The following is a 26,729-nucleotide window of genomic DNA, read 5'->3' as shown; positions in this document are numbered from 1 at the left end:
GCCGGCGTTATAACGCGTGCCGCTTCAAGGGCGACACTGACGGGCATGATTGCCCGCCAGCGCTATTGTTGGATCCCCGAGATTACTCGGCAGCCTCTGCTTCGGGCATCGGCACGTAGTTGAGGATCGGCGACAGCCAGCGCTCGACCTCGCGCACCGGCATGCGCTTACGCGCAGCATAGTCCTCCACCTGGTCCCGCTCGACCTTGGCGACACCGAAATAATAGGCCTCGGGATGGCCGATATAGAGGCCGGAGACGGACGAGCCCGGCCACATGGCATAGCTCTCGGTCAAGGTGACGCCGATCGTCTTTTCGGCGTCGAGCAACCGGAACAGCGTTTCCTTTTCCGTGTGGTCCGGCTGAGCCGGATAGCCCGGCGCCGGACGGATGCCGGCATAGGGTTCGCTGACCAGATCCTGCGGCGAGAACGTCTCGTCGGCGGCATAGCCCCAGAGCTCCTTGCGCACATATTCATGCATGCGCTCGGCGAAGGCTTCGGCAAAACGGTCGGCCAGCGCCTTGACCATGATCGACGAATAGTCGTCGTTGGCGCGCTCGAACCGCTCGGCGATCGCCACTTCCTCGATGCCGGCCGTCACGACGAAGCCACCGAGATAGTCTCGGCTGCCGCTGTCGACCGGCGCCACGAAATCGGACAGCGCCACGTTCGGGCGGCCGTCGCGCTTGCTCAGTTGCTGGCGCAGCGTGAAGAAAGTGGCAAGCGTCTCGTCGCGCGCCTCATCGGCAAACAGCCGGATGTCGTCGCCGACGGTTCCCGCCGGCCAGAAGCCGACGACCGCCTTCGGCGCGAACCACTTCTCGGCGATGATCTTGGCAAGCATGGCCTGCGCATCGTCGAACAGCTGGCGTGCGGCCGCGCCCTGCTTCTCGTCCTCGAGGATCTTGGGATAGACGCCCTTGAGCTCCCAAGTCTGGAAGAACGGCGTCCAGTCGATGTAGCGCGCCAGCTCTTCCAGCTCCCACCCCTGAAACACCCGTGTGCCGAGGAACGAAGGGGCCTTGGCCTGATAGCCGCTCCAATCGATCTTGTGGGCATTGGCGCGCGCCTGCGACAAAGGCAGGCGGCGCTTTTCCGCCTCGTTGCGGGCATGGGCGTCGGCGACCTTGCGGTATTCCGCCCGGATCGTCTCGACATAGGGTGCCTTGGCCTCCGGCGACAGCAGGCTGGAGACGACGCCGACCGCACGGCTCGCATCGGTGACATAGACCGTCTGGCCGCGGTCGTAGCGCGGATTGATCTTGACCGCCGTATGCACCCGGCTCGTCGTCGCACCGCCGATCAACAGCGGGATGTCAAAGCCTTCGCGCTCGAGTTCCGCGGCGACATGCACCATCTCGTCGAGCGACGGCGTGATCAGGCCGGACAGGCCGATGATGTCGACCTTCTGCTCCCTGGCCACCTCGAGGATCTTGGCGGACGGCACCATGACGCCGAGGTCGATGATTTCATAATTGTTGCAGGCAAGCACGACGCCGACGATGTTCTTGCCGATGTCGTGCACATCGCCCTTGACCGTCGCCATCAGGATCTTGCCGGCGCTCTGACGCTCGCCTTCGCCGCCGGCGGCCAGCCGCTCGGCTTCCATGTGCGGCAGCAGAACGGCAACCGCCTGCTTCATGACGCGCGCCGACTTCACCACCTGCGGCAGGAACATCTTGCCCGAGCCGAAAAGGTCGCCGACAACGTTCATGCCGGCCATCAGCGGGCCTTCGATCACATGCAGCGGCCGGACGCTCGAAAGCCGCGCCTCGTCGGTATCGGCCTCGATATATTCGGTGATGCCATTGACCAACGCGTGCTCGAGCCGCTTTTCGACCGTCCATTCGCGCCAGGAAAGATCCTTTTCCTTGGCCTGGGCGCCGCCCTGGCCGCGATAGCGCTCGGCGATCTCCAGCATGCGCTCGGTCGAATCGGCGCGGCGGTTCAAGACCACGTCTTCGCAGGCCTCGCGCAGTTCCGCATCGATCGTATCGTAGACAGCCAGCTGGCCGGCATTGACGATGCCCATGTCCATGCCCGCCTGGATGGCGTGGTAGAGGAACACGGCGTGCATCGCCTCGCGCACCGGCTCATTGCCGCGGAAGGAGAACGAAAGGTTGGAGACGCCGCCGGAGATATGCACATGCGGCAGCGTCGCGATGATCTCGCGGGTCGCCTCGATGAAGTCGACGCCGTAATTGTTATGCTCCTCGATCCCGGTCGCGACCGCAAAGATGTTGGGGTCGAAGATGATGTCTTCAGGCGGGAAACCGGCTTGTTCGGTCAGCAATTTGTAGGCGCGGGTGCAGATTTCGACCTTGCGCGCCTTGGTATCGGCCTGCCCGACCTCATCGAAGGCCATGATGACGACGGCGGCGCCATAGGCGCGGCAAAGCCTGGCGTGGTGAAGAAACGCCTCCTCGCCTTCCTTCATCGAGATCGAGTTGACCAGCGGCTTGCCCTGAACACATTTCAGGCCCGCCTCGATCACCTCCCACTTCGACGAATCGATCATCACGGGCACGCGGGCGATGTCAGGTTCGGAGGCGATGAGGTTGAGGAACTCGACCATCGCCTGCTTCGAATCGATCAGGCCTTCGTCCATGTTGATGTCGATGATCTGCGCGCCGTTGGCGACCTGGTCGCGGGCAACATCGAGCGCTGCCGAATAGTCGCCAGCGGTGATCAGCTTGCGGAACTTGGCCGAGCCGGTGACATTGGTGCGCTCGCCGACATTGACGAAGGGAATGTCCGACGTGAGCGTGAAGGGCTCGAGCCCGGAAAGCCGCATCAGCGGCGCGACGTCGGGGATCCGGCGCGGCGGATGCTTGGCAACCGCTTTGGCAATCGCGCTGATATGGGCGGGCGTCGAGCCACAGCAGCCGCCGACGATGTTGACGAGGCCATCGCGGGCAAAGGCTTCGACCTGGGCGGCCATCTGCTCCGGCGTCTCGTCGTACTGCCCGAATTCGTTCGGCAGGCCGGCGTTCGGATAGGCGCAGACGAAGGTATCGGCAACACCAGAGAGTTCGTCGATGTGCGAGCGCATGGCATTGGCGCCGAGCGCGCAGTTAAGCCCGATGGTGAAGGGCTCGGCATGGCGCACGGAGTACCAGAAAGCCGTCGGCGTCTGGCCCGACAGCGTGCGGCCGGAAAGATCGGTGATCGTGCCGGAGATCATCACCGGCAGTTCGATGCCCTTCTCGGCGAACACTTCCTTGGTGGCGAAGATTGCCGCCTTGGCGTTGAGCGTATCGAAGATGGTTTCGATCAGGATGATATCGGCGCCGCCGTCGATCAGCCCGCGGATCTGTTCGGCATAGGCGATCCGCAGATCGTCGAAGCTTACCGCCCGATAACCCGGATTGTTGACGTCAGGCGAAATCGACGCGGTCCTGTTTGTCGGCCCGAGCGCGCCGGCGACGAACCGCCGACGACCGTCATGCGCTTCGGCGCGCCTTGCGGCGCGGCGCGCCAGGCGGGCGCCGTCGCGGTTGAGGTCATAGACCATGTCTTCCATGCCGTAATCGGCCTGGGCGATGCGGGTCGAGGAGAACGTGTTCGTTTCCAGGATGTCGGCGCCGGCGATGGCGTAGGAATAGTGGATGTCCTCGATCGCCTTCGGCTGCGTCAGCGTCAGGAGGTCGTTGTTGCCCTGCTGGTGACAGGCGCAACCGCCGAAGCGATCGCCACGGAAATGCTGCTCGACGAAACCCAGCTGCTGGATTTCCGTGCCCATTGCACCATCCATGATCAGGATGCGCTCGCTGGCCGCCTGCTTCAGCGCCCGCATGACTTCGGAGCCATCCGGCTTGGAGGAAAGGTCGCCAAAAAGGGCGTCGATGGCGGACATGGGAAATCTCCCGTTCTGAAAACGACAAACAATTGTCAAGTCAATCACATAAAGATATCTTTATGTCAACATATCAGCGGACTTAATTTCCCTGGTACAGCCCCGGATACGGTGCGCGTGCACGACCATTTCAGTCTGCACACAGGCTTGGCCGAAAAGCGATTCCATCTTTCGGTTGAAATGCAAGCCAAAGAAAATGGCCCGTCGCGACTGCGACGAGCCATGTGATGCTTCAAGCGGAAAAACCTAGAGACGCGCGAGGCAATCCCGTGTTTCATAGATCGCGCAAAGGATGTGATAGAAGCTGCTTGCCGGCGCCGGCTCGTCGACGAACAAGCCATCGGCCTTCTGCTTGTCGCGCCACAGCCCGGCAACGGGTGCCTCCAGGAACAAGCCAAGCGCAGCCGCCGCGCGCGCGGCCGAGGCGAGATAGCGCTCGCGCTCGGCACCGTCTGTGAGGGCCGCAAACCGGACCGAGGCCTTCAGCCATTCCGTCTGCGGCCACAGCCGCGCGATCGGATCGGCAACCGAGAAATCGTCAAGCAGCGTCATGACAGCGACATTGCGGCTCGGGCAGATCCCATGCGCTTCGCCGATCTCGAAGAGCCGCCGCGCCTTGACGATGGCTTCGGCATTGCCGCGCCGCTCGGCCCAGCGCAGAAGCAGCCAGGCCCATTCGAACAGATGGCCCGGCTCGACGATGTGTCCCTTGTCGCCAGGGAAAGGCGCCCAATCGTGGTCGAAAAACTCCCGCAGCGCGCCGGTATCGCCGTCGATGAAGTGATCCATCGCCAGATGGGCGATCTCGTCGGCAAGATTGGACCAGGCGACACGGTCAAAGCCCTCGACCTCTTCGCTGGCCAGGCATGCTTCGAACAGGTGCATGTGCGGGTTGGAGCACAGCGGCAGCCGCGACGGATCATCCTCCTCGAAGCCGATGAGCGGATGCTTGCAATGGGCTTCGAGACGCCGGCGCAAACCGTTGCTGCGCTCGACCATCTCCGGCTTGCGCGCCGGGAAGACCTCGGCCAGATAGGCAAAGGCCAGCAGCGCGAAAGCCTGGTTGTAGAGGTCGAAGGACGCATCGATCAGCTTGCCGTCGGCATCCGCAAGAGCGCCGTAAAAACCTGTCGGCTGCAAATAGACACGGTCGAAATAGGCAAGCCCGCCCTCGGCGGCCCCCTTCCAGTCGCCGCTCCAGCCGCGCCTGCCGGCCTCAGCGAAACAATAGACCTGGCGCGGCTGCACCCGCGCCCGGCGGTTGGCGCGCGTCGGCTCGCCCTGCATATCGATGGTCTCGACGAAACCGCCGCCGACAGCATCGACGCCCTTTTCGCGCCAAAGCGGCAGGGCCTTTTCAGCCAGCCAAGCCGACAGGGTGGCGGATTGCGAGAAAATATCCTGCGGCAACGGTTCAGCCCTCAAGCTTCAGTTCATCATGGTTCTTGCCGAGCAGCTCGGCCAGCGCCTCGACCACCATGTTGTGGTCCTCGCGCTGCGGCAGGCCGGACACGGTCACCGCACCGATGCAGCCGGTACCCTTGACAACGATGGGGAAGCTGCCGCCATGGGCGGCATAGTCGGCATCCGTAAGCCCGAGCTTCGCCTGCAGGTTGGTCTGCTGCTTTAACAGCCCAAGGCCGGTCGAATAGCTACTCTTGAACAGGCGGAAGACGGTGTTGCGCTTGCGGCGCACCCAGTTCGGATTATCCGGCGTCGCGCCTTCGAGCGCGGCGTAGAACACCTGCATGGAAAACAGCGTGATGTCGATGACGACGCCGAGCTTGCGTTCGGCCGCCATGCGGCGCAGCGTCGAGCCGAGCTGCCATGCGGCTTCCAGGTCGAAACTGTCAAACTGCAGTTCCTGCTCCTGGTGGGCGATGCGCTTGAGATCACTGTCGATATTCATGAAGCCTCCGCTCAATCCTTCCAGAGCCAAGCTGCACCGCGCACGCCGGAGCTGTCCCCGTGCACCGCCTTGCGGATCGGCGTTTCGAAACTGTCACCAAAGAGATAGTTGACCACCAGGGGTGGGACGTCCTCATAGATCTCGTCGACATTCGACATGCCTCCGCCGAGCACGAAGACATCGGGGTCGACGATGTTGGTCAACAGCGCAAGGCTGCGCGCCAGCCGGTCGACGAAACGGTCATAGACGCCTGACGCCACCGGATCGCCCGCCCGCTTCGCTTCGATGATATCGCGCCCACGCTTTTCGACGCCGGTGGTCAGGCGATAGTCGAGCTCGACCCCGGTGCCGCAGGCATACATGTCGAGGCAGCCGTGTTTACCGCACCAGCATTTGTGGCCGGGATATTCGTCCTTGGTCATCCACGGCAGCGGATAATGGCCGATCTCGGCAGCGACGCCCTGATAGCCGGCATGCACCTTCTTGCCGATCGCAAGACCGCCGCCGTGCCCCGTGCCGACGATCACGCCGAACACGGTCTGCGCGTCCTTGCCGGCGCCGTCGACTGCCTCCGACACCGCCAGGCAATTGGCGTCGTTGGCAAGACGCACCTTGCGGCCGAGCGCCTGCTCGAGATCCCGCCCGAGCGGCTTGCCGTTGATCAACACGGCGTTGGAGTTGCGCACGATGCCGGTGCGCGGGTTGGGACTGCCGGGAATGCCGATGCCGATCGACCCCTGTTCGCCCGCCGTCCTTTCGGCGGCGGCAACGAGGTCGAGAACGGCCCGAATGCAGTCGTCATAGCCGCTGGTCGGCGTCGCGACACGGTGGCGGGCGCGCGTTTCGCCATCGCGATCGAGCGCGATGACTTCCATTTTCGTGCCGCCCCAATCAATTCCGATGAACATGTCTGGATCAGGTCTCTGGGTGAGGGTCGCATGAAGGAGCACCAACCTCCTCAAGCCGGCGCCGATCCCTGCTTAGCATTCGAAAGACTGGAAACGCCAGCCCCCGATTTCGGCACGCCGCGGCAGAGGGGGGAGCACGTCATCGGGCCGATGCGATCCGCAGCCCCGAGTATCGCCGGCACCGCGCGCCGCGCCCTATTTCACGACGGGACAGTGCAAAAACACTTGGCGAAGGCGCCTTGCTTTTGTATGGGTGCTATCCGAGTGGTCCCGTAGCTCAGCAGGATAGAGCACCAGATTCCTAATCTGGGGGTCGCGCGTTCGAATCGCGCCGGGATCACCAACGATTTCAATGATTTAACCAGAACGCCGTTCCTACACGTTCCGACAGGCGTTCCTACAGGCCTGTTTCCGATGCGTTCTTGGCATTGCGGTGCAGGACTCGAAGTTCCGCAACCCGCTCCGTTTTTTTCGAGCGTTTTCCTGTTGAAGCGCTGCGTTGTGGGTACCCGGTATCGATATAAGAAATCATGGTTCAGCTGCTTGTCACCTACATGGAAATGCGCGCTCGGCCGACCGGCGAGCCGCTGCTGCCGCCTGTCGAGGGCGCCGCGTTTGCGCCTGAGCGGTTGGAAGCCGAGCAATTCCTCTCGCTTTATCGCGCCGTCGGCGAACCCTTGCGCTGGGATCAGCGGCTGCGCATGGCCGCCGATGATCTGGAGACCTTTCTTCGCAGCCCGTCGACGGCGCTCTATATCCTGCGCCTTGAGGGCAATGTAGTCGGGCTTTGCGAGTTCGAGCGCGTCGATACTGCCGATATCGAGCTCACCCATTTCGGCTTGATCCCGGAGATGCAGGGAAGAAGGCTCGGCCCGTTTCTGCTGGATGGCGCACTGCGCGCCATCTGGGATCGGGCACCCGATCGCGTCTGGCTGCACACGGACAATTGGGATCATGCCAAGGCGCAGGACACCTACCGCCGTGCCGGCTTCGGCATTTTCGACCAGAAGCTTGAAGAGGTCAGTGTCTAGCGGCCCGATCGTGCACGCCGTGAATGTCCACGCCACCAGCGGCACAAAATCGCCCTCCCATACGAGCTGGTGCTACAGTCGATACCGGTCTTCCCGGGCATGGGACAATAGCGACCAATCCTACTACGGCGCCCGCCACGCCTGTTATTCACCCTATTGCTAGCCGGCATTACGTCCCGTCGCCCGTCTGCGCCCAGGCATAACTGTCTGGGAAACAATAGTTTTCCGTGGGCGCCTTGTAGCGGATGCCGCTGTGTTCTTGTGTAGATCAATGCGCTCCGCTTGATCGACATTGCCCCGACGCAACGCAACCATTCCTCCTCACCCATTCCCCTCGGTTCTGCCTGATCCGCGCAGCCCGCGACTGCGATCATCGCTTGGTTTTCCGACTGCAGCTTGACATCTCCGTAAGCCTGATCTTATCATTCTAATATAAAGTATCTTAATACATAACTATGTAATAAAAATAAGAGAGGAACATAAGATGAAATCAGCAAGGATCGCACGGCTTCTGGGAACGGCGCTCATCGCCTCCTCGTCATTCGCCTTCGCGCAGGAAAAAGGTGGCGTCATCAACGTCGCCACGGTCGGCGAGCCGCCGACACTCGACCCGATGGCCTCGACCGCCGACCTGGTCGGCATCGTCTCGCAGCATATGTTCGAGACGCTCTACACCTTCGACAAGGATTGGAAGCCGACACCGCTTCTGGCCGCCGCCCTGCCGGAGATCAGCGCCGACGGCAAGACCTACACCATCAAGCTGCGCTCCGGCGTCAAGTTCCATGACGGCACCGACATGGATGCGACCGATGTCGTCGCCTCGCTCGAGCGCTGGACGAAAACGGCCTCGCGCGGCAAGCAGACGGCAACGACGATCGCCGGCATCGAGGCCGTCGATCCGACCACGGTGAAAATCTCGCTCAACACGCCCTATGCGCCGCTGGTCTCGCTGCTCGCCTTCAACAATTCCGCGGCGATCGTGCTGCCTTCGGAAAAGCAGGCCGAGCCGATGGTCGATTTCGTCGGCACCGGCCCCTACCAGCTCAAGGAGCGCAAGGCCGACCAGTATATCCAGCTGACCCGTTTCGACGCCTACGTCTCGCCCGAAGGTGAAGCCAACGGCTATGGCGGCGCGCGTCACCAATATGCCGACGAGATCCGTTTCGTGCCGGTTCCCGATCCGAACACCCGTGTCGAGGCCGCCGTCTCCGGCCAGTACGACTATGTCGATTCAATTCCGGTCGAATCCTTCGAGCGGGTAAAGGGCTCGAGCGCCTCCGAGCCGGTCATGCTGCAGCCCTTCGGTTGGCCTGTCTTCGTGCTCAACTCCGGCAACGGCATGACCAAGAACCTGGAGCTGCGCAAGGCGATCCGCGCCGCGCTCAGCATGGAAGACATGATGGCGGCCGCTTTCGGCAGCACCGATTTCTACGCGCTCGATGCCGCCCTTTACCCCTCGCAATATGTCTGGCGCACCGACGCCGGCACGGAAGGCGGCTATAATATCGCCGATCCGGAAAAGGCAGGCGAACTCTTGAAGGTCGCCGGTTACAAGGGCGAGCCGCTGCGCATCCTGACAAGCCGCCAGTACGAGTTCCACTACAAGATGGCCCAGGTGGCAGCCGAATATCTGAAGCTCGCCGGCTTCACCGTCGACATGCAGGTGGTGGATTGGGCGACGCTCACCCAGCGCCGCGCCGACCCGACGCTCTGGGATATCTACATCACCCACAGCCCGTTCCTGCCCGAGCCGGCCCTGATCGGCATGATGTCGACCAAGGCGCCGGGCAACTGGGATACGCCGGCCCGCGCCAAGGCCGTCGACGCCTTCAACGCCGAATCGGATGCCGGCAAGCGCGTGACACTCTGGGCCGACGTGCAGAAGGTGATCTACGAGGAAGTGCCGTTCATCAAGATCGGCGATTTCAACGCCCTGTCGGCAAAGACCAAGACGCTTGACGGTGTCTCGCCCGCACCGTGGCCCTACTTCTGGAACGCTTCGATCAAGAAGTAAGCTTTCACCCACTTGAAGCCTTCGGCGGGCGGTCTTTCTCTTCGGGGATTGCTGCCCGCCGGATAGCCCGTCGCCGCCTTGTCGGCGCCCGTGCGGAAGAAGTTCGAGGCACCCATGATACGCTATATTCTCCAGCGCCTGTTCGGCATGATCGTGGTCATGGCGCTTGTCGTCACCATTGTCTTCGTCATCGTGCGCGTGACGCCGGGCGACCCCGCCGCCGTCATGCTCGGACCGGAAGCGATGCAGCAAGACATCGCCGAATTGCGCACCAAGCTTGGCCTCGACCAGTCGCTCGGCCTGCAATATGTCTACTATATCGGGCAGCTGCTGCAGGGCGATCTCGGCCAGTCGATCTTCCTCAACCAGCCTGTCACCTCGGCGCTTGCCGAGCGTGCCGAGCCGACCTTCTTCCTCACGCTGTTCTCGATCCTGATCGCCAGCGCCATTGCGCTGCCGATCGGCATCTACGCCGCCTACCGGCGCGGCTCGTTCGTCGACCAGGCTGCCACCACGCTGGCAATGCTCGCCGCCAGCATTCCGAGCTTCTGGCTCGGCCTGATCCTCATCCAGATTCTTGCCGTGCGCCTCGGCTGGTTCCCGGTTTCGGGTTACGGCGGACCGGGTTCATCCTTTATCGAGCGCATGTACCATCTGACCCTGCCGGCAATCGCGCTTGGGGTCGTCTCCTCGGCGCTGATCCTGCGCTTTACCCGCGCTTCGATGCTCGATGTGCTCGGCGACGACTTCATCCGCACCGCTCGCGCCAAGGGCCTGGGCGAACGCCGCGTGGTGATGAAACACGCCCTGAAGAACGCCCTCATCCCGATCCTGACGATCATCGGGCTCACCGCCGCGGTTCTGATCTCCGGCGCCGTCGTCACAGAAACCGTCTTCGGTCTGCCCGGCGTCGGCAATCTCGTCGTCTCCGCCGTGCTTCGACGCGACTATCCGGTGATCCAGGGCGCGCTTCTGGTGATCGCCGCTCTGTACGTGCTGATCAATTTCGCGATCGACATGCTCTATCTCCTCGTAGATCCAAGGGTTCGCTACTGATGACCGTCACCGTATCAACCCCTGTCGCAAGTGAACGAGCCAAGTTCCTGCGCCGCCTGCTCAAGCGCAAAACCGTGGCCTTCGGCCTCTTCGTGCTCGTCGTCTTCGTGCTCCTGGCCGTCTTCGCACCGCTGATCGCGCCCTATGCACCCGGCAAGCTGTCGATCGTCAACCGCCTGTCGCCGCCGAGCCTGCAATGGTTCTTCGGTACCGACGAATTCGGGCGCGACGTGTTTTCGCGCACGCTCTATGCCGGCCGGCTTTCGCTGCTGGTCGGCGCCGCCGTCGTCACGCTCGCAACGATCGTCGGCGTCATCATGGGCCTCGTCGCCGGCTTCTTTCCGAAGCTCGACGCGCCGATCGCCCGGCTGATCGACGCGATGATGGCCTTCCCCGACATCCTGCTGGCGATCGCGCTCGTCGCTGCCCTCGGCCCGTCGCTGACGACAGTGATCATCGCTCTCAGCGTCGTCTATGCGCCGCGGCTGGCGCGGGTGGTGCGCGCCTCGACGCTGGTGATCCGCGAACTGCCCTATGTCGAGGCGGCGCGCGCACTCGGCATTTCGACGCCGCACATCATGACACGGCATGTGCTGCGCAACCTGCTCTCGCCGATCCTGGTGCAGGGTACGTTCCTGTTTGCGCATGCGATGCTGGCCGAAGCCGGACTTTCCTTCCTCGGCGTCGGTGTCAGCCCGGAAATCCCGACCTGGGGCACGATGATCGCCTCTGGCCGGCAATATATCGGACAGGCCGATTGGGTGACGCTGTTTCCCGGCATCGCCATCGTGCTCTCGGTCCTGTCCCTGCAGATGGTTGGCGACGGTTTGCGCGACATGCTCGACCCCCGCCTCAGAAAGGACCTGTAATCCATGCCCACCGCAACCCGTAGCAACAGCCCCGTGCTGATCAGCAACGTGAAGCCCGTCGCCTTCGGCATGGCGGCGCCGGCTGAAACCGTCGATATTCTCGTCGGCGGCGACGGCATCATCGCCGGCATCGGCAGCCAGTTGGCGGCACCTGAAGGCGCCACGCGCATCAACGGCAAGGGCGCCTGGATCTCGCCCGGCTGGATCGACCTGCACGCCCATGTCTGGCACGGCGGCACCGACATCTCGGTCCGGCCGCAGCTCTGCGGCATGGAGCGCGGCGTCACCACGATCGTCGACGCCGGTTCGGCCGGCGAAGCCAATTTTCACGGCTTTCGCGAATACATCATCGAGCCGGCGCGTGAGCGCATCAAAGCCTTCCTCAATCTCGGCTCCATCGGCCTCGTCGCCTGCAACCGCGTCAGCGAACTCAGCGACATCCGCTCGATCGACATTGACCGCATCATCGCCTGCTACCAGGAAAACCGCGAGCATATCGTCGGTCTGAAAGTGCGCGCCAGCCACGTGATCACTGGCTCCTGGGGCGTGACCCCGGTCAAGCTCGGCAAGAAGATCGCCAAGATCCTCAAAATCCCGATGATGGTGCATGTCGGCGAGCCTCCGGCGCTCTACGACGAAGTGCTCGAAATCCTCGGCCCTGGCGACATCGTCACCCATTGCTTCAACGGCAAGGCCGGCTCGAGCATCATCGAGGACGAGGACCTGTTCGAACTGGCCGAGCGCTGCGCCGGCGAAGGCATCCGGCTCGACATCGGCCATGGTGGCGCGTCATTTTCGTTCCGCGTCGCGGAAGTCGCCATTGCCCGCGGCCTTTTGCCGTTCTCGATCTCCACCGACGTGCATCTGCGCAGCATGAACCAGTCGGTCTGGGACCTCGGCACCACCATGTCGAAGCTCTTGAGCGTCGGCATGCCGTTCGAGAAGGTCGTCGAGGCGGTGACCCAGGCGCCCGCCTCGGTCATTCGCCTGCCGATGGACAACCTCCTGAGCGTCGGTGCCCGTGCTGAGTTCACCCTCTTTGATCTCGTTGATTCCGAGCTGCGCGTCTTCGATTCGCTCGGAACCGAAGCCCATCTCAACCGCCTGTTCGAGCCGCGCTACGCCGTTAGGGGCACCGATGTCGTGGCGGCAAACCGATACCAGCCGCCGCATGTCGAATGCCCCGATCACAGCCACGGCTACAGCTACCGCTGAACCATCACAGACCACATAAACTGGCAGGATATCGCGTGAACAGTTTGGACCATAAGACCAAGGGCCGTGCGCCGGCTTCGCCCTACCAGAGGCTAGCAGCGCTCGGCATCGACCTGCCGCCGGCACCGCCGCCGATCGCCAACTTCGTCACCCACGTTCAGGAGGGCAACATCCTCTATCTCTCCGGACAAGGCCCGCGCGAAGTCGACGGCCACCTGCATGCCGGCAAGGTCGGTGCCGACGTCGATATCGAAAGCGCCTATGAGCACGCCCGGCTGACCGGCATCAACCTGCTGGCGGTGATGCACGATGCGCTCGGCGATCTCGGTCGCGTCAAGCGCATCGTCAAGCTGCTCGGCATGGTCAACGCCGTGCCGGAATTCTCCGATCACCCGCAGGTGATCAACGGTTGCTCGGACCTGATGATCGACGTCTTCGGCGAAGCAGGGCAGCATGCCCGCTCGGCCGTCGGTTTCGGGTCACTGCCCGGCAACATCACCGTCGAGATCGAAGCGATCGTCTCGCTTCACGAGTGACGGTCTAAGGGAGGTCGGATCAATGGCTGCGCCAGCCCATCATCTTCTCGATCCGCTCGGCGGAAACCCTCACGTGATCGGCATAGAAGTTGCGATCGTCGAGGATCTTCTGTTCGGGCAGAACGATGGAGATGGTCGCGACGCAGCTCCCCTTGTCGTCGAGGATCGGGGCGGCGACGCAGGCGACCGCATAGTCGGATTCGCCCGCCTGGATCGAAAGCTTGGCGGCCAGCGCCGTCTCGGCCTGGCTCGACAGCGCGGCCGGATCGATATCGGCCCTGCCAGTCGGCGATGTGCGGGCGCAACGGCGGAACAGTTCCAGCCGTTCGTCGGAGGGCAGATGGCCGACCAGCAATCGTCCCGATGCCGTCCAGTTGAGCGGCACGCGGGTACCGACCCTGGAGGTCACCTGGAAATGACCGGGGCCGTCGGCCATGGCGAGCACCTGCATATAGTCGCCGTCGCGACCGCAGAGCTGGATGGTTTCGGCAACCTCGCGGCCGAGATCGTGCATCTCCCGCGTCGCCACGCCGAGGAAGTCGAGCGAGCGCGCATAGGCAAGGCCGTAGTGGTAGAGCCGGTCGCCGAGCCAGACCTGGCCGTCCGCGTCGCGGCTGAGCAGGTTCTTTTCCACCATGTCGTCAACGATGACATAGGCGGTCGACAGCGGCGCCCCCACCGCCTTGGCAATGGCGTAGACGCCGCTCGGAGAGCCGGTCTCGTAGAGGAAGTCGAGCCCCTGCAGCGCCCTACCCATCCCGCTCCCGCGCGGGCGGCGGTTTTTTGCGGTCGGCTCCATGTCGTCGCCGGTCTCGGCGGCAATCGTCGTCTTGTCCAAGGGTTTGCTCCCGTGCAATTCGAAATTCGCAACAGATGGGCGGGCAGCAGCAGCTTCCCGCCTCACCCGCGACAACGGCCGGTTCGTCCATCCGAAACGGCCCGTTCATATCTCATTACTATGGTAGATATTCCGCGAAAACGGAATAGCTTACCTGTTTCGACTGCCAGAAAAACATATGGAGACCACCATGCCTGACCGCGACATCCGCGAAGCTCTCGGACTTCGCCCCGTTATCAACGTATCCGGCACGATGACCAGCCTCGGCGCATCGATCGTGGTCCCGGAGGCGATCGCCGCGATGACAGGAATACTGCCGCAATTCGTCGAGATCAACGACCTGCAGCGCAAGATCAGCCCGGTGATTGCCCGGCTGACTGGCGCCGAGGCTGGCTTCGTCACCGCCTCCTGCTCCGCGGGCATCAGCCTTGCCGTCGCCGGCACCATGACCGGCAGCGACATCGCGGCAATCGAACGTCTGCCCGACACCACCGGGTTGAAGAACGAAGTCATCATCCAGATGGGCCATGTCGTCAGCTATGGTGCGCCGGTCGACCAGGCGATCCGCATTGCCGGCGGCAAGCCGGTGCTCGTCGGCCAGGCAACGTCGGCCTATCGCTATCATATCGAAGGCGCCATCAACGAGCGCACCGCCGCCGCCGTCTATGTCGTCTCCCACCATGTGGTGCAATATGGCCTCGTCGGCCTCAGGGAATTCGCCGAAGCCTGCCATGCCAAGGGCGTGCCGGTAATCGTCGATGCCGCTTCCGAATATGATCTGAAGATCTTCCTCGAGCAGGGCGCAGATATCGTCCTCTATTCCGGCCACAAGTTCCTCGGCGGTCCGACCTCGGGCATCGTCGCCGGCGACAAGACGCTGGTGCGCAACGCCTTCCTGCAGAACCTTGGCATCGGCCGCGGCATGAAGATCGGCAAGGAAAGCATGCTCGGCGTGATGGCCGCCCTCATCGCCTGGGAGACACGCGACCACCAGGGCATCCGCGACCGCGAGACCAGCTATCTCCATCTCTGGCGCGACACGCTTGATGGCCGCCCGGGCATCAAGCCGGTGATCGAGGCCGATCCGACCGGCAATCCGCTCGACCGCCTGCGCGTCACCATCGATCCGCAGGAAGCCCATATCACCGCCTGGGATCTCGCCGATGCCCTGGCGCGTGGCGCGCCGCCGGTGATCGTGCGCGACCACGAGCTCGAGCACAATTACTTCTATCTCGACCCCTGCAATCTCCATCCCGGCCAGGAAACCATCGTGGCGAACCGGCTTTCCGAGGAACTGACAAAGGCGCGCAGCTCCAACGAGATCATCGCCACGCCGCTTCATGAACGCAACACCCGCCGCTTCGCCGGCCTGTTGCGCTGGCCCGACTGAGACCGACCCGCCACCATCTGTGCAGAACGACAAGGAATCTGAGACATGACCCGCACCGACGCTGCCACCGATCCGTCGAAACCCCCCGTACTTTCGGTCGAGAACCTGACGACCTCGTTTCTGGTCGATGGCGCCTGGAAGCCGGTGGTGCGGGACATTTCGTTCTCGGTCACGCCGGGTGAAACCGTGGCGATCGTCGGCGAATCCGGCTCAGGCAAGAGCGTGACCTCGCTGTCGATCATGCGTTTGTTGCAGAAGGACATGAGCCGGACCGAGGGGCGCGTCATGCTCGGCGGCCGCAACATCCTCGATCTGCCGGAAAGTGACATGCGCCGCGTGCGCGGCAACGACGTGGCGATGATCTTCCAGGAGCCGATGACCAGCCTCAACCCGCTGTTCACCATCGGCGACCAGATCTCCGAGGCTTTGCTTTGCCACCGGCCGATGAGCAAGGCGGAGGCGAAGGCCGAAACCATTCGCCTGCTCGACAAGGTCAGGATCCCCTCGGCGGCGTCCCGTTTCGACGAATACCCGCACCGCTTCTCCGGCGGCATGCGCCAGCGCGTCATGATCGCCATGGCGCTTGCCAGCCGTCCGAAGCTTTTGATCGCCGACGAGCCGACGACCGCCCTCGACGTGACGATCCAGGGGCAGATCCTCGACCTGATCAAGGTGCTGCAGGAGGAGGAAGGTACCTCCGTCCTGTTCATCACCCACGACATGGGCGTGGTCGCGGAGATTGCCGACCGCACCGTGGTGATGTTCCGCGGTGAAGCGGTGGAGACCGGACGGACGGACGACATCTTCCTGCGCGCGAAACATCCCTATACCCGCGCGCTTCTCTCGGCCGTGCCGATGCTCGGCTCCATGAAGGGCAAGCCGCAGCCGTTGCGTTTTCCTGTTATCGACAGCACCACCGGCCTGCCGGATACGCCCGTCGAGGAAACAAGCACGGTGGCTGAGACCCGCCCGATCCTTGAGGTAAAAAACCTCGTCAAGCGCTTCGACATCCATGCCGGCCTGCTCGGCAAGCTGCAGGGCCGCGTCCACGCCATAGAGAATGTCTCCTTCAGCCTGCAGCCCGGCGAGACGCTGTCGCTCGTCGGCGAATCCGGCTGCGGCAAGTCGACCACCGGCCGGGCGATCATGCGGCTGATCGAGCCGCAGAGCGGGTCGGTCGTTCTCAACGGTCAGGACGTGCTGGCCATGGACCGCAAGGCACTGCGCGAGATGCGCCGGACCATGCAGATGATCTTCCAGGATCCCTTCGCCAGCCTCAATCCGCGCATGACCGTGGGTGCCGCGATCGCCGAACCCTATCTCGAGCACAAGCTCGGCACCGCCAGCCAGGCCCGCGACAAGGTCGCCGACCTCTTGGAGCGCGTCGGTCTCCAGGTGGACATGGCATCGCGCTATCCGCATGAATTCTCCGGCGGACAGCGCCAGCGTGTCTGCATTGCCCGGGCGCTGGCGCTCGATCCGAAGGTCATCGTTGCCGACGAGTCGGTTTCGGCACTCGACGTCTCAATCAAGGCGCAGGTCATCAATCTCCTGCTTGACCTGCAAGCGAGCCTCGGCCTTGCCTATCTCTTCATCTCGCACGACATGGCCGTCGTCGAGCGCGTCAGCCATCGCGTCGCGGTGATGTATCTCGGTGAGATCGTCGAGATTGGCCCACGCGCCGATATCTTCGAGAACCCGCAGCACCCCTACACCCGCAAGCTGATGGCAGCCGTGCCGATCGCCGATCCGACCCGGCGGCACACCAGGCGCAATGTCGCCAGCGACGAGATCAAGAGCCCGATGCGGGCACCCGACTACGTCGTTGCCATCAGGGAATATCGCCAGATTTCGGCTGAACACTTCGTGCAGGTGTAGGAAGCCGGCGCGGAAAACGCACCGTCATTTGTCCGGCGTGCAGACCCGCAGGCGATGGCCATCCGGATCAAGGGCAACGAAGGTACGGCCGAAGACTGCGGTCATTAGTTCCTGCTCGATCGGGATCCCCGCCTTCCGCCACGCCGCGTGCAGCCGCTCGACTTCGGCATCGTCCTTGACCATGAAGGCGATCTCCATCCGGTGGCCCGAGCCGGCGGAAACGAAGTTTGCGGCCTTGGTGGACCAGAGGCTGAAGGTCAGGCCGTTTTCCAAGGCGTATGCGATGTAGGTCGGAAAGGCGGCAACCGGCTCGCGACCAAGCAGGCAGGTGTAGAAGGCGGCGCTCTTTTCAGGATCGTCCACGTAAAGCAGGATGAGGTTCGGGCTCAGCATCGTCGATCATCTCCATTGTTCGCTGGTCCCAACCTAACGCGTGCCACTGTCAGTTTTTGTCAGCATTGACCCGAACCGGGCGCAAAAAGCCGCCGCTCCGTGATCGGAGCCGGCGGCCTTGTCGAACCGTTCCAGCCGGTTGACGTCAGAGGCTGCGTCAGAAGACGGCCAGATATCTCAACAGCGAGATGATGCCGATGATGAGCACGATCACCTGCACGATCTGTTTTGCCCTGGCGTCCAGCGGCAGGCGCTGAACCAGATAAAGCACGAGCACGATGACGAGGAACGTGATCAGAATGCTGATGAGAAGCCCCATAGACAAACTCCTTTTGCAAGGCGACGCGAAGTCGTCTGGGTTGTAACTATGAGGCGAGCGGAAAAGTTCCAGTATCGGCAAATACCTATTTGGATCGAGCGGCAGTTCAAGGCGCCGGCCCGGCCGACAGGCAGGAGTTCCGCGCACCCGAAAATCAGGGTTCACCAACCCTCATGCCGCCGAGGACTGGTTCGCCCGCGTCGATTGCAAGGAACATCAGGGGGAGCGTGTCAGCCGGCCGCCTTGCAGGCGGTGCCGGCGTCATTCTCTCCCTTCGTGGCGTCGTAGAGCGTTGCCTCGTCGCCCTTCGTCCACCAGATGTACTGGCCGCCGGCATATTTGGCACCCGATGCAGAGATCACGGTGGAGGCGACGATGAAATCGCTGTCGATGGTAAAGGTCACTAATGAGACCGGGCCGGCATTGATGTATTCGGCTTCGACCGTCTTGCCGCCGCAGTCATAGCGCGCCGACTGACGGTCGACCGTCTCGGCACCCGGAATAGAGATCGTGACATCGACACTGCGCGAGTTGTCGGCCGTCATCGACGCGAGTGTCAGTGCCGGCGCACCGGTCGGCTTGGCGAGGATCAGCTTGGAGCCTTCGACCGCCCAAGAAAGCTCGGTGCGCAGCGCCTCGAAGAACTTCTGCTCCTGGTCCATCACCGCCGGCACGCACATCTTGCGTGTCGAGGCCGCTGGCCCGAAGGTGATCTTCGCGCCGGAAAGGCTGAAGGTTCCGGTAAAATGATTGCAGCCGGCCATGCCGCCATAGGTCCCGTCGTCGCGGATCTCCAGCGTCGACTGAAGATTGTCGATGACGCCGCGGCCAGCAATGTCTTCGGCGAGCCAGGTGCCGACAAGCTGCTGCGGCACGTTCTCGGCGGCGACCGTCTGCATCGAGGCCATTTCGATCAGCACGCAGGCGCAGGAAAGGGCGGTGGCGACTTTCAGCATCGGGAACTCCTTCGCGCTTCGACTCGTGAGCCGATTCTTAGCCCGATCACACGTCGGATTGAAGACCGCGCCCTTGTTGCACGTCGATTTCGGCTGTAGAGCCTAGCGCATATCCTGAAGATCGGTATCGGTTTTCGGCAAAACCTAAACGCGGCTTCCCTCTGTCGGAACGAGCGTTGGACGCCCGGCCGGGCGCTTGCGCCCCCCGCCCCGCTGGAAGGCTGGAAGAGCGAACAAGAATATGGGAATTGGCATGGCATCCCGCGAAGACGCGAAGCGCCGACTGACGATCCTGGGCGCTACCGGCTCCATCGGCACCAACACGCTCGATGTCGTCGAGCGGCTGGGTGGTCGCGACAGTTTCGAGATCGTCGCACTCACCGGCAACGGCAACATTCCGCTGCTGGCACAGCAGGCGATCACCCACGGCGCAGAGCTTGCCGTCACCGCCGACGACAACCACTACGCCAGCCTGAAGGCAGCACTCTCCGGCACCGGCATCGCCGTTGCATCAGGCAGAAGCGGCCTGATCGAGGCGGCGGAGCGCGACGCCGGCTGGGTGATGGCGGCAATCGTCGGCAATGCCGGGCTGGCCCCGACGCTGGCGGCCGCAGGCCGCGGTGCCGACATCGCCCTTGCCAACAAGGAATGCCTGGTTTCCGCCGGCAGCCTGTTCATCGAAGCGGTCAAGAAGGGTGGCGGCCGGCTGCTGCCCGTCGATAGCGAACACAACGCCATCTTCCAGGTGCTGGAAGAGCACCAGCGCCACGCCGTCGAGCGCATCATCCTGACCGCATCAGGTGGACCGTTCCGCACCAAGACGCTGGAAGAAATGCGCCATGTGACCGCCGAGGTCGCCCGCGCCCATCCGAACTGGTCGATGGGCCTGAAGATCTCGATCGACAGCGCCTCGATGTTCAACAAGGCACTGGAGATGATCGAGGCCAAGCACCTGTTCGGCCTGCGCCCGGAGCAGATCGAGGTGATCGTGCATCCGCAGTCGGTGATCCATTCCATGGTCGGCTACACCGATGGTTCGGTGCTGGCCCAGCTCGGCTGCCCCGATATGCGCACCGCCATCGGTTATGCGCTCTCCTATCCCAGCCGCTGCAACCTGCCGATCGAACGGCTCGACTTCGCCAAGCTGTCGCGCCTCGATTTCGAAGCGCCCGATGAAGTGCGGTTTCCGGCGATCCGCCTGGCGCGCCGCGCCATGGAACAGGGCGGCGTGCAGGGTGCCGTGCTGAACGGCGCCAAGGAGACGGCGCTTGAAGCCTTCATCGCCGGTCAGACCGGGTTCCTGACCATGGCCGAAATCGTCGAGCAGGTGATGGACAAGCTGTCGGACCTGCCGGCGGCCGTTACCATGGACGATGTTTTCGCCTCCGACAAAAAAGCCCGACAACTGGCTGCCGGACTCATCCGATAGTTTGCTGATTAGGCGTTCCCGCCCCTCATCCGGCCTGCCGGCCACCTTCTCCCCGCACGCGGGGCGAAGGAAATTCGCGGCATCCGTTCAAGCCCTCAACGATCGTTCGCAACGTTTCGCTCTCCGACGGATCGCGCCAGGTGACGTTATTGTCCTCGTCCCCTCTCCCCGCATGCGGGGGAGAGGGTTAGGGTGAGGGGCAGATTTCTCGAAAGATAAACGAGGGTTACGCGACGGCCCGTGCCAGCGCACAGCGCGACCACAGCGAATGCAGAGCGCCGACCAGATGGTCGATGTCGGCATCCGAATGCAGCGGCGTCGGGGTGATACGCAGGCGCTCGGTCTTCTTCGGCACCGTCGGATAGTTGATCGGCTGCACATAGACGCCGAAATGGTCGAGCAGCAGGTCGGAGATCCACTTGCACTTGGCCGCATCGCCGACCATGACCGGCACGATATGGCTCGGGTTCGGCATATGCGGGATGCCGCGCTGGTCGAGCAGCGAGCGCAGCCGACGCACGCGCTCCTGATGGGCGAAGCGTTCGACCTGGCTTTCCTTCAGATGGCGGATGGAGGCGAGCGCCCCGGCCGCAAGCGTCGGCGGCAGCGCCGTCGTGAAGATGAAGCCCGAGGCAAACGAACGGACGAAATCGCAAAGCGCCGTCGAGCCGGTGATATAGCCGCCCATGACGCCGAAGGCCTTGCCGAGCGTGCCTTCGATGACAGTCAGGCGATGCATCAGGCCTTCGCGCTCGGCAATGCCGCCGCCACGCGGACCGTACATGCCGACGGCATGCACTTCGTCGAGATAGGTCATCGCGCCGTATTTGTCGGCGAGATCGCAGAATTCCTTGATCGGGGCAATGTCGCCGTCCATCGAATAGACGGACTCAAAGGCGATGATCTTCGGCGCGCGCGGGTCGGCAGCGGCAAGCTTGGCCTCGAGGTCGGCCACCGAATTGTGCTTGAAGATGACGCGTTCGCACTTGGAATGCCGAATCCCCTCGATCATCGAAGCGTGATTCCCGGCGTCCGAAAAGACGATGACACCGGGAATCTTCGAACAGAGCGTTCCAAGCGCTGCCCAGTTGGACACGTAACCCGAGGTGAACAGAAGCGCCGATTCCTTGCCATGCAGATCTGCGAGCTCGCGCTCCAGCAGCACATGGTAGTGGTTCGTTCCGGAAATATTGCGGGTTCCACCGGCACCGGCGCCGCATTCGTCGATTGCGCGTTTCATCGCCTCGGTCACGACAGGATGCTGACCCATGCCGAGATAGTCGTTGGAACACCAGACCGTGACTTCCTGGATGCCTTCAGCCGTGTGGCGCGCGGCTTTCGGAAAGTTGCCGCGATGGCGAGCGATATCGGCGAAAACCCGGTAGCGACCTTCCTGATGCAGCCCGTCCAGCTCGGTTTTAAAGAAATTCTCGAAATCCATCATCTTCTCCAGTGCCCTGCCGCTTTTTTTGATTCAAAGCGACCGGGGGTCAACCCCGCAATGCGATGCGCCCGCCGCCTGCGGCAAAAGGCCTCTAGTTTTGAACCGTTCCAAAGAAAGCCTTAGCGCATGTAAATCCCTCCAAGCTTGATCGAAGTCAAGCTTGGACGAAAAAAGGGCGGCCGAAACCGCCCATTTTGACGCATCAGGACGGGCTCGCATTGCTCATGCCGCAGCCACCGCACGTTTTGCCATCACCTTCACCAGATTGGCGCGATAGGTGGCATCCGCATGGATATCGGAAAGCAGGTCGGAAGCATCGACCGTCACACTGGCAAGCGCATCCGGCGACCAATTCGACGAAAGCGCCGCCTCCATGTCCCTGTGCCGGAAGACGCCGTTCGATCCTGCCCCCGTCACCGCGACGCGAACATCGCCATTGTCCCGCCTTGCCACGAAGACGCCGGCCATGGCGTAGCGTGAGGCCGGGTTGGCGAACTTCTGATAGGCCGCCTTCGCCGGCGCTTCGAAGGTGATCGCGGTCACCAGTTCGCCGTCTTCGAGCGCAGTCTCGAAAAGGCCGGTGAAGAAATCGCCGGCGGCAATCTCCCGCCGGTCGGTCACAATGGTCGCGTCGAGCGCCAGCATGGCCGAGGGATAGTCGGCCGCCGGATCGTTGTTGGCGATCGAGCCGCCGATCGTACCCATATGGCGCACATGCGGGTCGCCGATATGGCTGGCGAGACCGCAGATCGCCGGACACACGGCCGCAAGCTCGGCGGATGACGCCACCTCGGAATGGGTCGTCGCGGCGCCGATCCTCACGGTTTTCCCCGTCACCTTGATGCCCCTCATTTCGGCGACATGCCTGAGATCGACGAGATCGGTCGGTGCGGCAAGCCGTTGTTTCATCGTCGGTATCAGCGTCATCCCGCCAGCGAGATATTTGCCCTCCTCCGCGGCCTGCTTGAGCTTGACGGCATCCTGAATGGAGGACGCCCGGTGATAATGGGTCTCGTACATGACACGTCCTCCCGCTCAGTTTGCGGCATGGGCGGCGGCCCACACCTTTTGCGGCGTCGCCGGCATGGTCAGCCGGTTGTTGCCGATGGCGTCGGTGATGGCGTTGATCAGCGCCGGCGGCGAACCGATGGCGCCGGCCTCGCCGCAACCCTTGATCCCGAGCGGATTGTTCGGGCAGGGCGTGTTCGACGTCGACACCGTGAACGACGGCAGGTCGTCGGCCCGCGGCATGGCGTAGTCCATGTAGCTTGCTGTCAGCAGCTGGCCGTTCGCCGGATCGTAGTGAACGCCTTCGAGCAGCGCCTGGCCGATGCCCTGCGCCAGGCCGCCATGCACCTGACCCTCGACGATCATCGGGTTGATGATATTGCCGAAGTCGTCGGCGGCAACGAACTGGATGATCTTGGTGACGCCGGTCTCCGGATCGACCTCGACTTCGCAGATGTAGCAGCCGGCCGGGAAGGTGAAGTTGGCCGGATCGTAGAAGGCACCCTCCTTCAGTCCCGGCTCCATGCCGGGCGGCAGGTTGTGGGCGGTATAGGCGGCAAGCGCCATCTGGAACCACGGCACCGTCTTGTCGGTACCGGCGACCTTGAGCTCGCCGTTCTCGATGACGATGTCGCTTTCATCCGCCTCCATCAGGTGGGCGGCGATCTTCTTCGCCTTGGCTTCGACCTTGTCGAGCGCCTTGACGACGGCCGACATGCCGACCGCGCCTGAGCGCGAGCCGTAGGTGCCCATGCCCATCTGCACCTTGTCGGTATCGCCGTGCACGATGTTGACGCTGTCGATCGGCACGCCGAAACGATCGGCGACCAGCTGGGCGAAGGTGGTTTCATGCCCCTGGCCGTGGCTGTGCGACCCGGTCAAAACCTCGATCGTGCCGACGGCATTGACGCGGACCTCCGCCGATTCCCAGAGGCCGACGCCGGCACCGAGCGAGCCGACCGCCGCCGACGGCGCGATGCCGCAGGCCTCGATATAGCAGCTCATGCCGATGCCGCGCTTCATCCCGCGTTTGGCCGCTTCCGCCTTGCGGGCGGCAAAGCCGTTCCAGTCGGAGGCCTGCATCGCAGCATCGAGCGACGCTTCGTAGTCGCCGGCATCATAGTTCATGATCACAGGCGTCTGATGCGGGAACGAGCGGATGAAGTTCACCCGCCGGAGTTCCGCCGGCGAAACCCCGAGTTCGCGCGCCGCCGTCTCCATGGTGCGCTCCAAGAGATAGGTCGCTTCCGGCCGGCCGGCACCGCGATAGGCATCGACCGGGGCGGTGTTGGTGTAGACCGTGCGCACATTGGCGTGGATCGCCGGGATGTCGTACTGGCCGGACAAAAGCGTCGCATAGAGATAGGTCGGCACCGCCGAGGAGAACAGCGACATGTAGGCGCCGAGATTGGCTGTTGTGTCGACCTTGAGCCCGATGATCCGGTTGTCGGCATCGAAGGCCATCTTCACCGTCGAAAGGTGGTCGCGGCCATGCGCATCGGTCAGGAAGGCTTCCGTCCGGTCGGACGTCCATTTCACCGGCACACCGGTGCGTTTGGAGGCCCAGAGACAGACGATCTCTTCGGGATAGATGTAGATCTTCGAGCCGAAGCCGCCGCCGACATCGGGCGCGATGACGCGCAGCTTGTTCTCCGGCGCAACATTGTAGAAGGCGCTCATCACCAGCCGCGCCACATGCGGGTTCTGGCTGGTGGTGTAGCAGGTGTAGTGGTCGTCGCCGCCGTCATAGATCCCGAGCGTGGCACGCGGCTCCATCGGGTTCGGCGACAGGCGGTTGTTGTGGATGGTGATCTCGGTCACATGCGCCGCCGAGGCGATCGCCTTGTCGGTGGCCGCGGGGTCGCCGATCTGCCAGTCGAAAATAAGATTGTTTGGCGCTTCCGGGTGAAGCTGCGGCTGGCCCGGTTCCAGCGCCTTCGTCGCATCGGTGACGACGGGCAGTTCCTGATAGTCGACAACGACGGCTTCCGCCGCATCCTTCGCCTCGGCGATGCTGTCGGCAACGACGATCGCGACGGCATCGCCGACATACCGCACCGTTTCATGCGCGAGAGGCCTCCAGGCGCCCATCTTCATCGGCGATCCGTCCTTGGAATGGATCATCCAGCCGCAGATGAGATTGCCGATACCATCGGCGAGCAGCTGCTTGCCGTCCAGCACGTCGATCACCCCGGGCATGGCCCTGGCCGCCGCCGCGTCGATCGACCTGATTTTTGCATGCGCATAGGGACTGCGCACGAAGATCGCATATTTCATGCCCGGCACCGACATGTCGTCGGTATAGCGCCCCTTGCCGGTCAGGAACCTCTTGTCTTCCTTGCGCGCCACCCGCGCGCCAATACCTTCAACGCCCATTGCCGATCTCCTCCCGAGATATCCAGCGAAAGTCCTGCGGTGAAATGTGATCGCGGCGAGAAGTCATCGCCGCGGGCCGGATGTCATTCGGCGGCGACGCGGGCGCCACCCATCTCGACTGCTGCCGCAAGGATCGCCTTGACGATGTTGTGGTAGCCGGTGCAACGACAGATATTGCCTTCGAGCTCGGCGCGCACGGTCGCCTCGTCGAGTTGCCCGCCATGCCGGCGGATCATGTCGACAGCCGTCATCACCATGCCGGGAGTACAGAAGCCGCATTGCAGGCCGTGGTTGGCCTTGAAAGCAGCCTGCACCGGATGCAGCTCGCCGTTCGCGGCCAGCCCTTCGATGGTGGTGATTTCCGAGCCCGCCGCCTGCGCGGCGAGGGTGGAACAGCTCTTGACCGACATTCCGTCCATATGGACGACGCAGGCGCCGCATTGTGACGTGTCGCAGCCGACATGGGTGCCGGTCAGTCCGAGGTTCTCGCGAATGAAATGCACCAGCAACGTCCGGTCATCGCACTGACCGCTCACCTGACGGCCGTTGACCGTCATTGTAATTTTCGCCATTTCGCTCCTCCGGGTGGGTCAATGCCAACACGAGCGCGAACGGTAAGCCGGGTGATGATCTGTTCACGCGACTTTTAGAAACGCGCCAACTGCTATCGATGCCCTTCGCCTCGAGACCCGCTCCTCCGCGTACTCGTGGCTTGTCTGTATCATTGTCTTTTTTTGGAATGTCGCAACCGCCCGAGGGCTAGGTGCGATAAAAAATTTGCGTGAAGGTTGTGTTCGCCGGAATGACGCCTTCATGTCCCGTTCAGGAACGATATCATTATGTTGGCGGCGAAGAGAATCCGCCGGACCTCCTGTAGACTTTCACAGCGGCGGGTTTATTTTCTGCAATTGCAAGTTCAAGTGGAGAAAGACATCCGTCTTTCCGCCAATCACGTAAGGGACGGACGAGGCGACAGGCTGAGATCCGTAGAGATCGGAGAGAACAATGAAGAAAGCCATCGCACTTGTGCTGGTTGCCTTGTCGGTTGCGAGCTGCACCCAGACTGAAAAGGGTGCCGGCATCGGCGCCGTCTCGGGCGCGATCATCGGCGGCGCGATCACCGGCGACGTCCGTGGTGCGGCCGTCGGTGCGGCCATCGGCGGCGTTTCGGGCGCGGTCATCGGCAATGTCAGCGAACAGCCGGGCCAGTGCTACTACCGCGACCGCTACGGCCGCCGCTACATCGACTCCTGCCCGCGCTAAGCCGCAAGCACAGTCGATAACATCGACATGACGTCCGACGT

Annotated in this window: 23 protein-coding genes, 1 tRNA gene and 1 pseudogene; 12 read left to right on the top strand and 13 right to left on the bottom strand. The window is 63.0% G+C overall.

Features of this window, described 5'->3' with window-relative positions; genetic code table 11:
• Positions 1 to 82 precede the first annotated feature (82 nt).
• The 4 genes from metH to AC244_RS13380 form a co-directional block, all read right to left on the bottom strand.
• Positions 83 to 3,856 (bottom strand): methionine synthase, encoded by a 3,774-nt coding sequence (gene metH, locus AC244_RS13395; protein WP_053249318.1) that lies wholly within the window; start codon positions 3,854 to 3,856, stop codon positions 83 to 85.
• Between the two features lie 246 nt (positions 3,857 to 4,102).
• The gene (gene pmi, locus AC244_RS13390; protein ID WP_053249317.1) at positions 4,103 to 5,266 is read right to left on the bottom strand and encodes a mannose-6-phosphate isomerase Pmi; all 1,164 of its coding nucleotides are present in this window, start codon (positions 5,264 to 5,266) and stop codon (positions 4,103 to 4,105) included.
• A 4-nt stretch (positions 5,267 to 5,270) separates the two neighbouring features.
• Positions 5,271 to 5,765, bottom strand: a complete 495-nt coding sequence (locus AC244_RS13385; protein WP_053249316.1) for a heme-degrading domain-containing protein — start codon at positions 5,763 to 5,765, stop codon at positions 5,271 to 5,273.
• Positions 5,766 to 5,776: 11 nt separating this feature from the next.
• On the bottom strand, positions 5,777 to 6,673 hold the full coding sequence (locus tag AC244_RS13380) for an ROK family protein (protein WP_053249315.1): 897 nt from the start codon (positions 6,671 to 6,673) through the stop codon (positions 5,777 to 5,779).
• Between the two features lie 266 nt (positions 6,674 to 6,939).
• Between AC244_RS13380 and AC244_RS13375 the strand changes: the two genes are divergently transcribed.
• The 4 genes and pseudogenes from AC244_RS13375 to AC244_RS13365 all read left to right on the top strand — a co-directional run bounded on the left by AC244_RS13375 (position 6,940) and on the right by AC244_RS13365 (position 9,718).
• Positions 6,940 to 7,016: transfer RNA gene (locus AC244_RS13375), tRNA-Arg, on the top strand.
• 187 nt (positions 7,017 to 7,203) lie between these two features.
• Positions 7,204 to 7,704 (top strand): GNAT family N-acetyltransferase, encoded by a 501-nt coding sequence (locus tag AC244_RS13370; protein WP_053249314.1) that lies wholly within the window; start codon positions 7,204 to 7,206, stop codon positions 7,702 to 7,704.
• A 55-nt stretch (positions 7,705 to 7,759) separates the two neighbouring features.
• Positions 7,760 to 7,867 (top strand): annotated as a pseudogene (locus tag AC244_RS38030) (BA14K family protein); the annotation flags it as partial.
• A 321-nt stretch (positions 7,868 to 8,188) separates the two neighbouring features.
• The gene (locus AC244_RS13365; protein WP_053249313.1) at positions 8,189 to 9,718 is read left to right on the top strand and encodes an ABC transporter substrate-binding protein; all 1,530 of its coding nucleotides are present in this window, start codon (positions 8,189 to 8,191) and stop codon (positions 9,716 to 9,718) included.
• Here AC244_RS13365 and AC244_RS37130 read toward each other — a convergent pair.
• Positions 9,688 to 9,834 carry a hypothetical protein gene (locus tag AC244_RS37130; RefSeq protein WP_161807861.1) on the bottom strand — a complete coding sequence of 49 codons (147 nt, stop codon included), beginning with the start codon at positions 9,832 to 9,834 and terminating at the stop codon, positions 9,688 to 9,690. The two genes, AC244_RS13365 and AC244_RS37130, sit on opposite strands and share 31 nt — an antisense overlap.
• On the opposite strand from AC244_RS37130, the gene AC244_RS13360 reads away from it, so the two are divergent.
• The 4 genes from AC244_RS13360 to AC244_RS13345 are packed head-to-tail and all read left to right on the top strand — an operon-like array spanning position 9,833 to position 13,394.
• Complete coding sequence (locus tag AC244_RS13360) at positions 9,833 to 10,774, top strand: ABC transporter permease (RefSeq protein ID WP_053249312.1); 942 nt, start codon at positions 9,833 to 9,835, stop codon at positions 10,772 to 10,774. The two genes, AC244_RS37130 and AC244_RS13360, sit on opposite strands and share 2 nt — an antisense overlap.
• Positions 10,774 to 11,643 (top strand): ABC transporter permease, encoded by an 870-nt coding sequence (locus AC244_RS13355; protein ID WP_053249311.1) that lies wholly within the window; start codon positions 10,774 to 10,776, stop codon positions 11,641 to 11,643. The genes AC244_RS13360 and AC244_RS13355 overlap by 1 nt, the downstream gene beginning before the upstream one ends.
• Positions 11,644 to 11,646: 3 nt before the next feature.
• The gene (locus AC244_RS13350; protein ID WP_053249310.1) at positions 11,647 to 12,858 is read left to right on the top strand and encodes an amidohydrolase/deacetylase family metallohydrolase; all 1,212 of its coding nucleotides are present in this window, start codon (positions 11,647 to 11,649) and stop codon (positions 12,856 to 12,858) included.
• A gap of 44 nt (positions 12,859 to 12,902) precedes the next feature.
• Positions 12,903 to 13,394, top strand: coding sequence for a RidA family protein (locus tag AC244_RS13345; protein ID WP_053249309.1), 492 nt, complete (start codon positions 12,903 to 12,905; stop codon positions 13,392 to 13,394).
• A gap of 19 nt (positions 13,395 to 13,413) precedes the next feature.
• On the opposite strand, the gene AC244_RS13340 is transcribed toward AC244_RS13345, so the two are convergent.
• Complete coding sequence (locus AC244_RS13340; RefSeq protein ID WP_053249353.1) at positions 13,414 to 14,193, bottom strand: IclR family transcriptional regulator; 780 nt, start codon at positions 14,191 to 14,193, stop codon at positions 13,414 to 13,416.
• A gap of 229 nt (positions 14,194 to 14,422) precedes the next feature.
• Between AC244_RS13340 and AC244_RS13335 the strand changes: the two genes are divergently transcribed.
• Positions 14,423 to 15,622 carry an aminotransferase class V-fold PLP-dependent enzyme gene (locus AC244_RS13335; RefSeq protein ID WP_053249352.1) on the top strand — a complete coding sequence of 400 codons (1,200 nt, stop codon included), beginning with the start codon at positions 14,423 to 14,425 and terminating at the stop codon, positions 15,620 to 15,622.
• Between the two features lie 45 nt (positions 15,623 to 15,667).
• Positions 15,668 to 17,500: an ABC transporter ATP-binding protein gene (locus AC244_RS13330; RefSeq protein WP_053249308.1), complete on the top strand. Its 1,833-nt coding sequence runs from the start codon at positions 15,668 to 15,670 to the stop codon at positions 17,498 to 17,500.
• Positions 17,501 to 17,524: 24 nt separating this feature from the next.
• On the opposite strand, the gene AC244_RS13325 is transcribed toward AC244_RS13330, so the two are convergent.
• The 3 genes from AC244_RS13325 to AC244_RS13320 all read right to left on the bottom strand — a co-directional run bounded on the left by AC244_RS13325 (position 17,525) and on the right by AC244_RS13320 (position 19,168).
• On the bottom strand, positions 17,525 to 17,893 hold the full coding sequence (locus AC244_RS13325; RefSeq protein ID WP_053249307.1) for a VOC family protein: 369 nt from the start codon (positions 17,891 to 17,893) through the stop codon (positions 17,525 to 17,527).
• A 157-nt stretch (positions 17,894 to 18,050) separates the two neighbouring features.
• Positions 18,051 to 18,212: a Thivi_2564 family membrane protein gene (locus AC244_RS37500; RefSeq protein WP_152975937.1), complete on the bottom strand. Its 162-nt coding sequence runs from the start codon at positions 18,210 to 18,212 to the stop codon at positions 18,051 to 18,053.
• Positions 18,213 to 18,442: 230 nt separating this feature from the next.
• Positions 18,443 to 19,168, bottom strand: a complete 726-nt coding sequence (locus AC244_RS13320) for an META domain-containing protein (protein ID WP_053249306.1) — start codon at positions 19,166 to 19,168, stop codon at positions 18,443 to 18,445.
• A 253-nt stretch (positions 19,169 to 19,421) separates the two neighbouring features.
• On the opposite strand from AC244_RS13320, the gene dxr reads away from it, so the two are divergent.
• Positions 19,422 to 20,597 carry a 1-deoxy-D-xylulose-5-phosphate reductoisomerase gene (dxr, locus tag AC244_RS13315; protein ID WP_053249351.1) on the top strand — a complete coding sequence of 392 codons (1,176 nt, stop codon included), beginning with the start codon at positions 19,422 to 19,424 and terminating at the stop codon, positions 20,595 to 20,597.
• A gap of 226 nt (positions 20,598 to 20,823) precedes the next feature.
• Here the strand turns inward: dxr and hemA are convergent, their stop codons facing one another.
• From hemA to AC244_RS13295, 4 genes are all read right to left on the bottom strand, one after another.
• On the bottom strand, positions 20,824 to 22,038 hold the full coding sequence (gene hemA / locus AC244_RS13310) for a 5-aminolevulinate synthase (RefSeq protein WP_053249305.1): 1,215 nt from the start codon (positions 22,036 to 22,038) through the stop codon (positions 20,824 to 20,826).
• 225 nt (positions 22,039 to 22,263) lie between these two features.
• On the bottom strand, positions 22,264 to 23,061 hold the full coding sequence (locus AC244_RS13305) for an FAD binding domain-containing protein (protein ID WP_053249304.1): 798 nt from the start codon (positions 23,059 to 23,061) through the stop codon (positions 22,264 to 22,266).
• A gap of 15 nt (positions 23,062 to 23,076) precedes the next feature.
• On the bottom strand, positions 23,077 to 25,425 hold the full coding sequence (locus AC244_RS13300; protein ID WP_053249303.1) for a xanthine dehydrogenase family protein molybdopterin-binding subunit: 2,349 nt from the start codon (positions 25,423 to 25,425) through the stop codon (positions 23,077 to 23,079).
• Between the two features lie 83 nt (positions 25,426 to 25,508).
• Complete coding sequence (locus AC244_RS13295; RefSeq protein ID WP_053249302.1) at positions 25,509 to 25,997, bottom strand: (2Fe-2S)-binding protein; 489 nt, start codon at positions 25,995 to 25,997, stop codon at positions 25,509 to 25,511.
• Positions 25,998 to 26,430: 433 nt separating this feature from the next.
• Here AC244_RS13295 and AC244_RS13290 point away from each other — a divergent pair, with 433 nt between their 5' ends.
• On the top strand, positions 26,431 to 26,688 hold the full coding sequence (locus AC244_RS13290; RefSeq protein WP_053249301.1) for a YMGG-like glycine zipper-containing protein: 258 nt from the start codon (positions 26,431 to 26,433) through the stop codon (positions 26,686 to 26,688).
• Positions 26,689 to 26,729 lie beyond the last annotated feature (41 nt).

The organism is Ensifer adhaerens (genome assembly GCF_001270265.1).
Lineage (GTDB): Bacteria > Pseudomonadota > Alphaproteobacteria > Rhizobiales > Rhizobiaceae > Ensifer > Ensifer adhaerens_B.
This window is presented reverse-complemented; position numbering and strand designations above follow the sequence as displayed.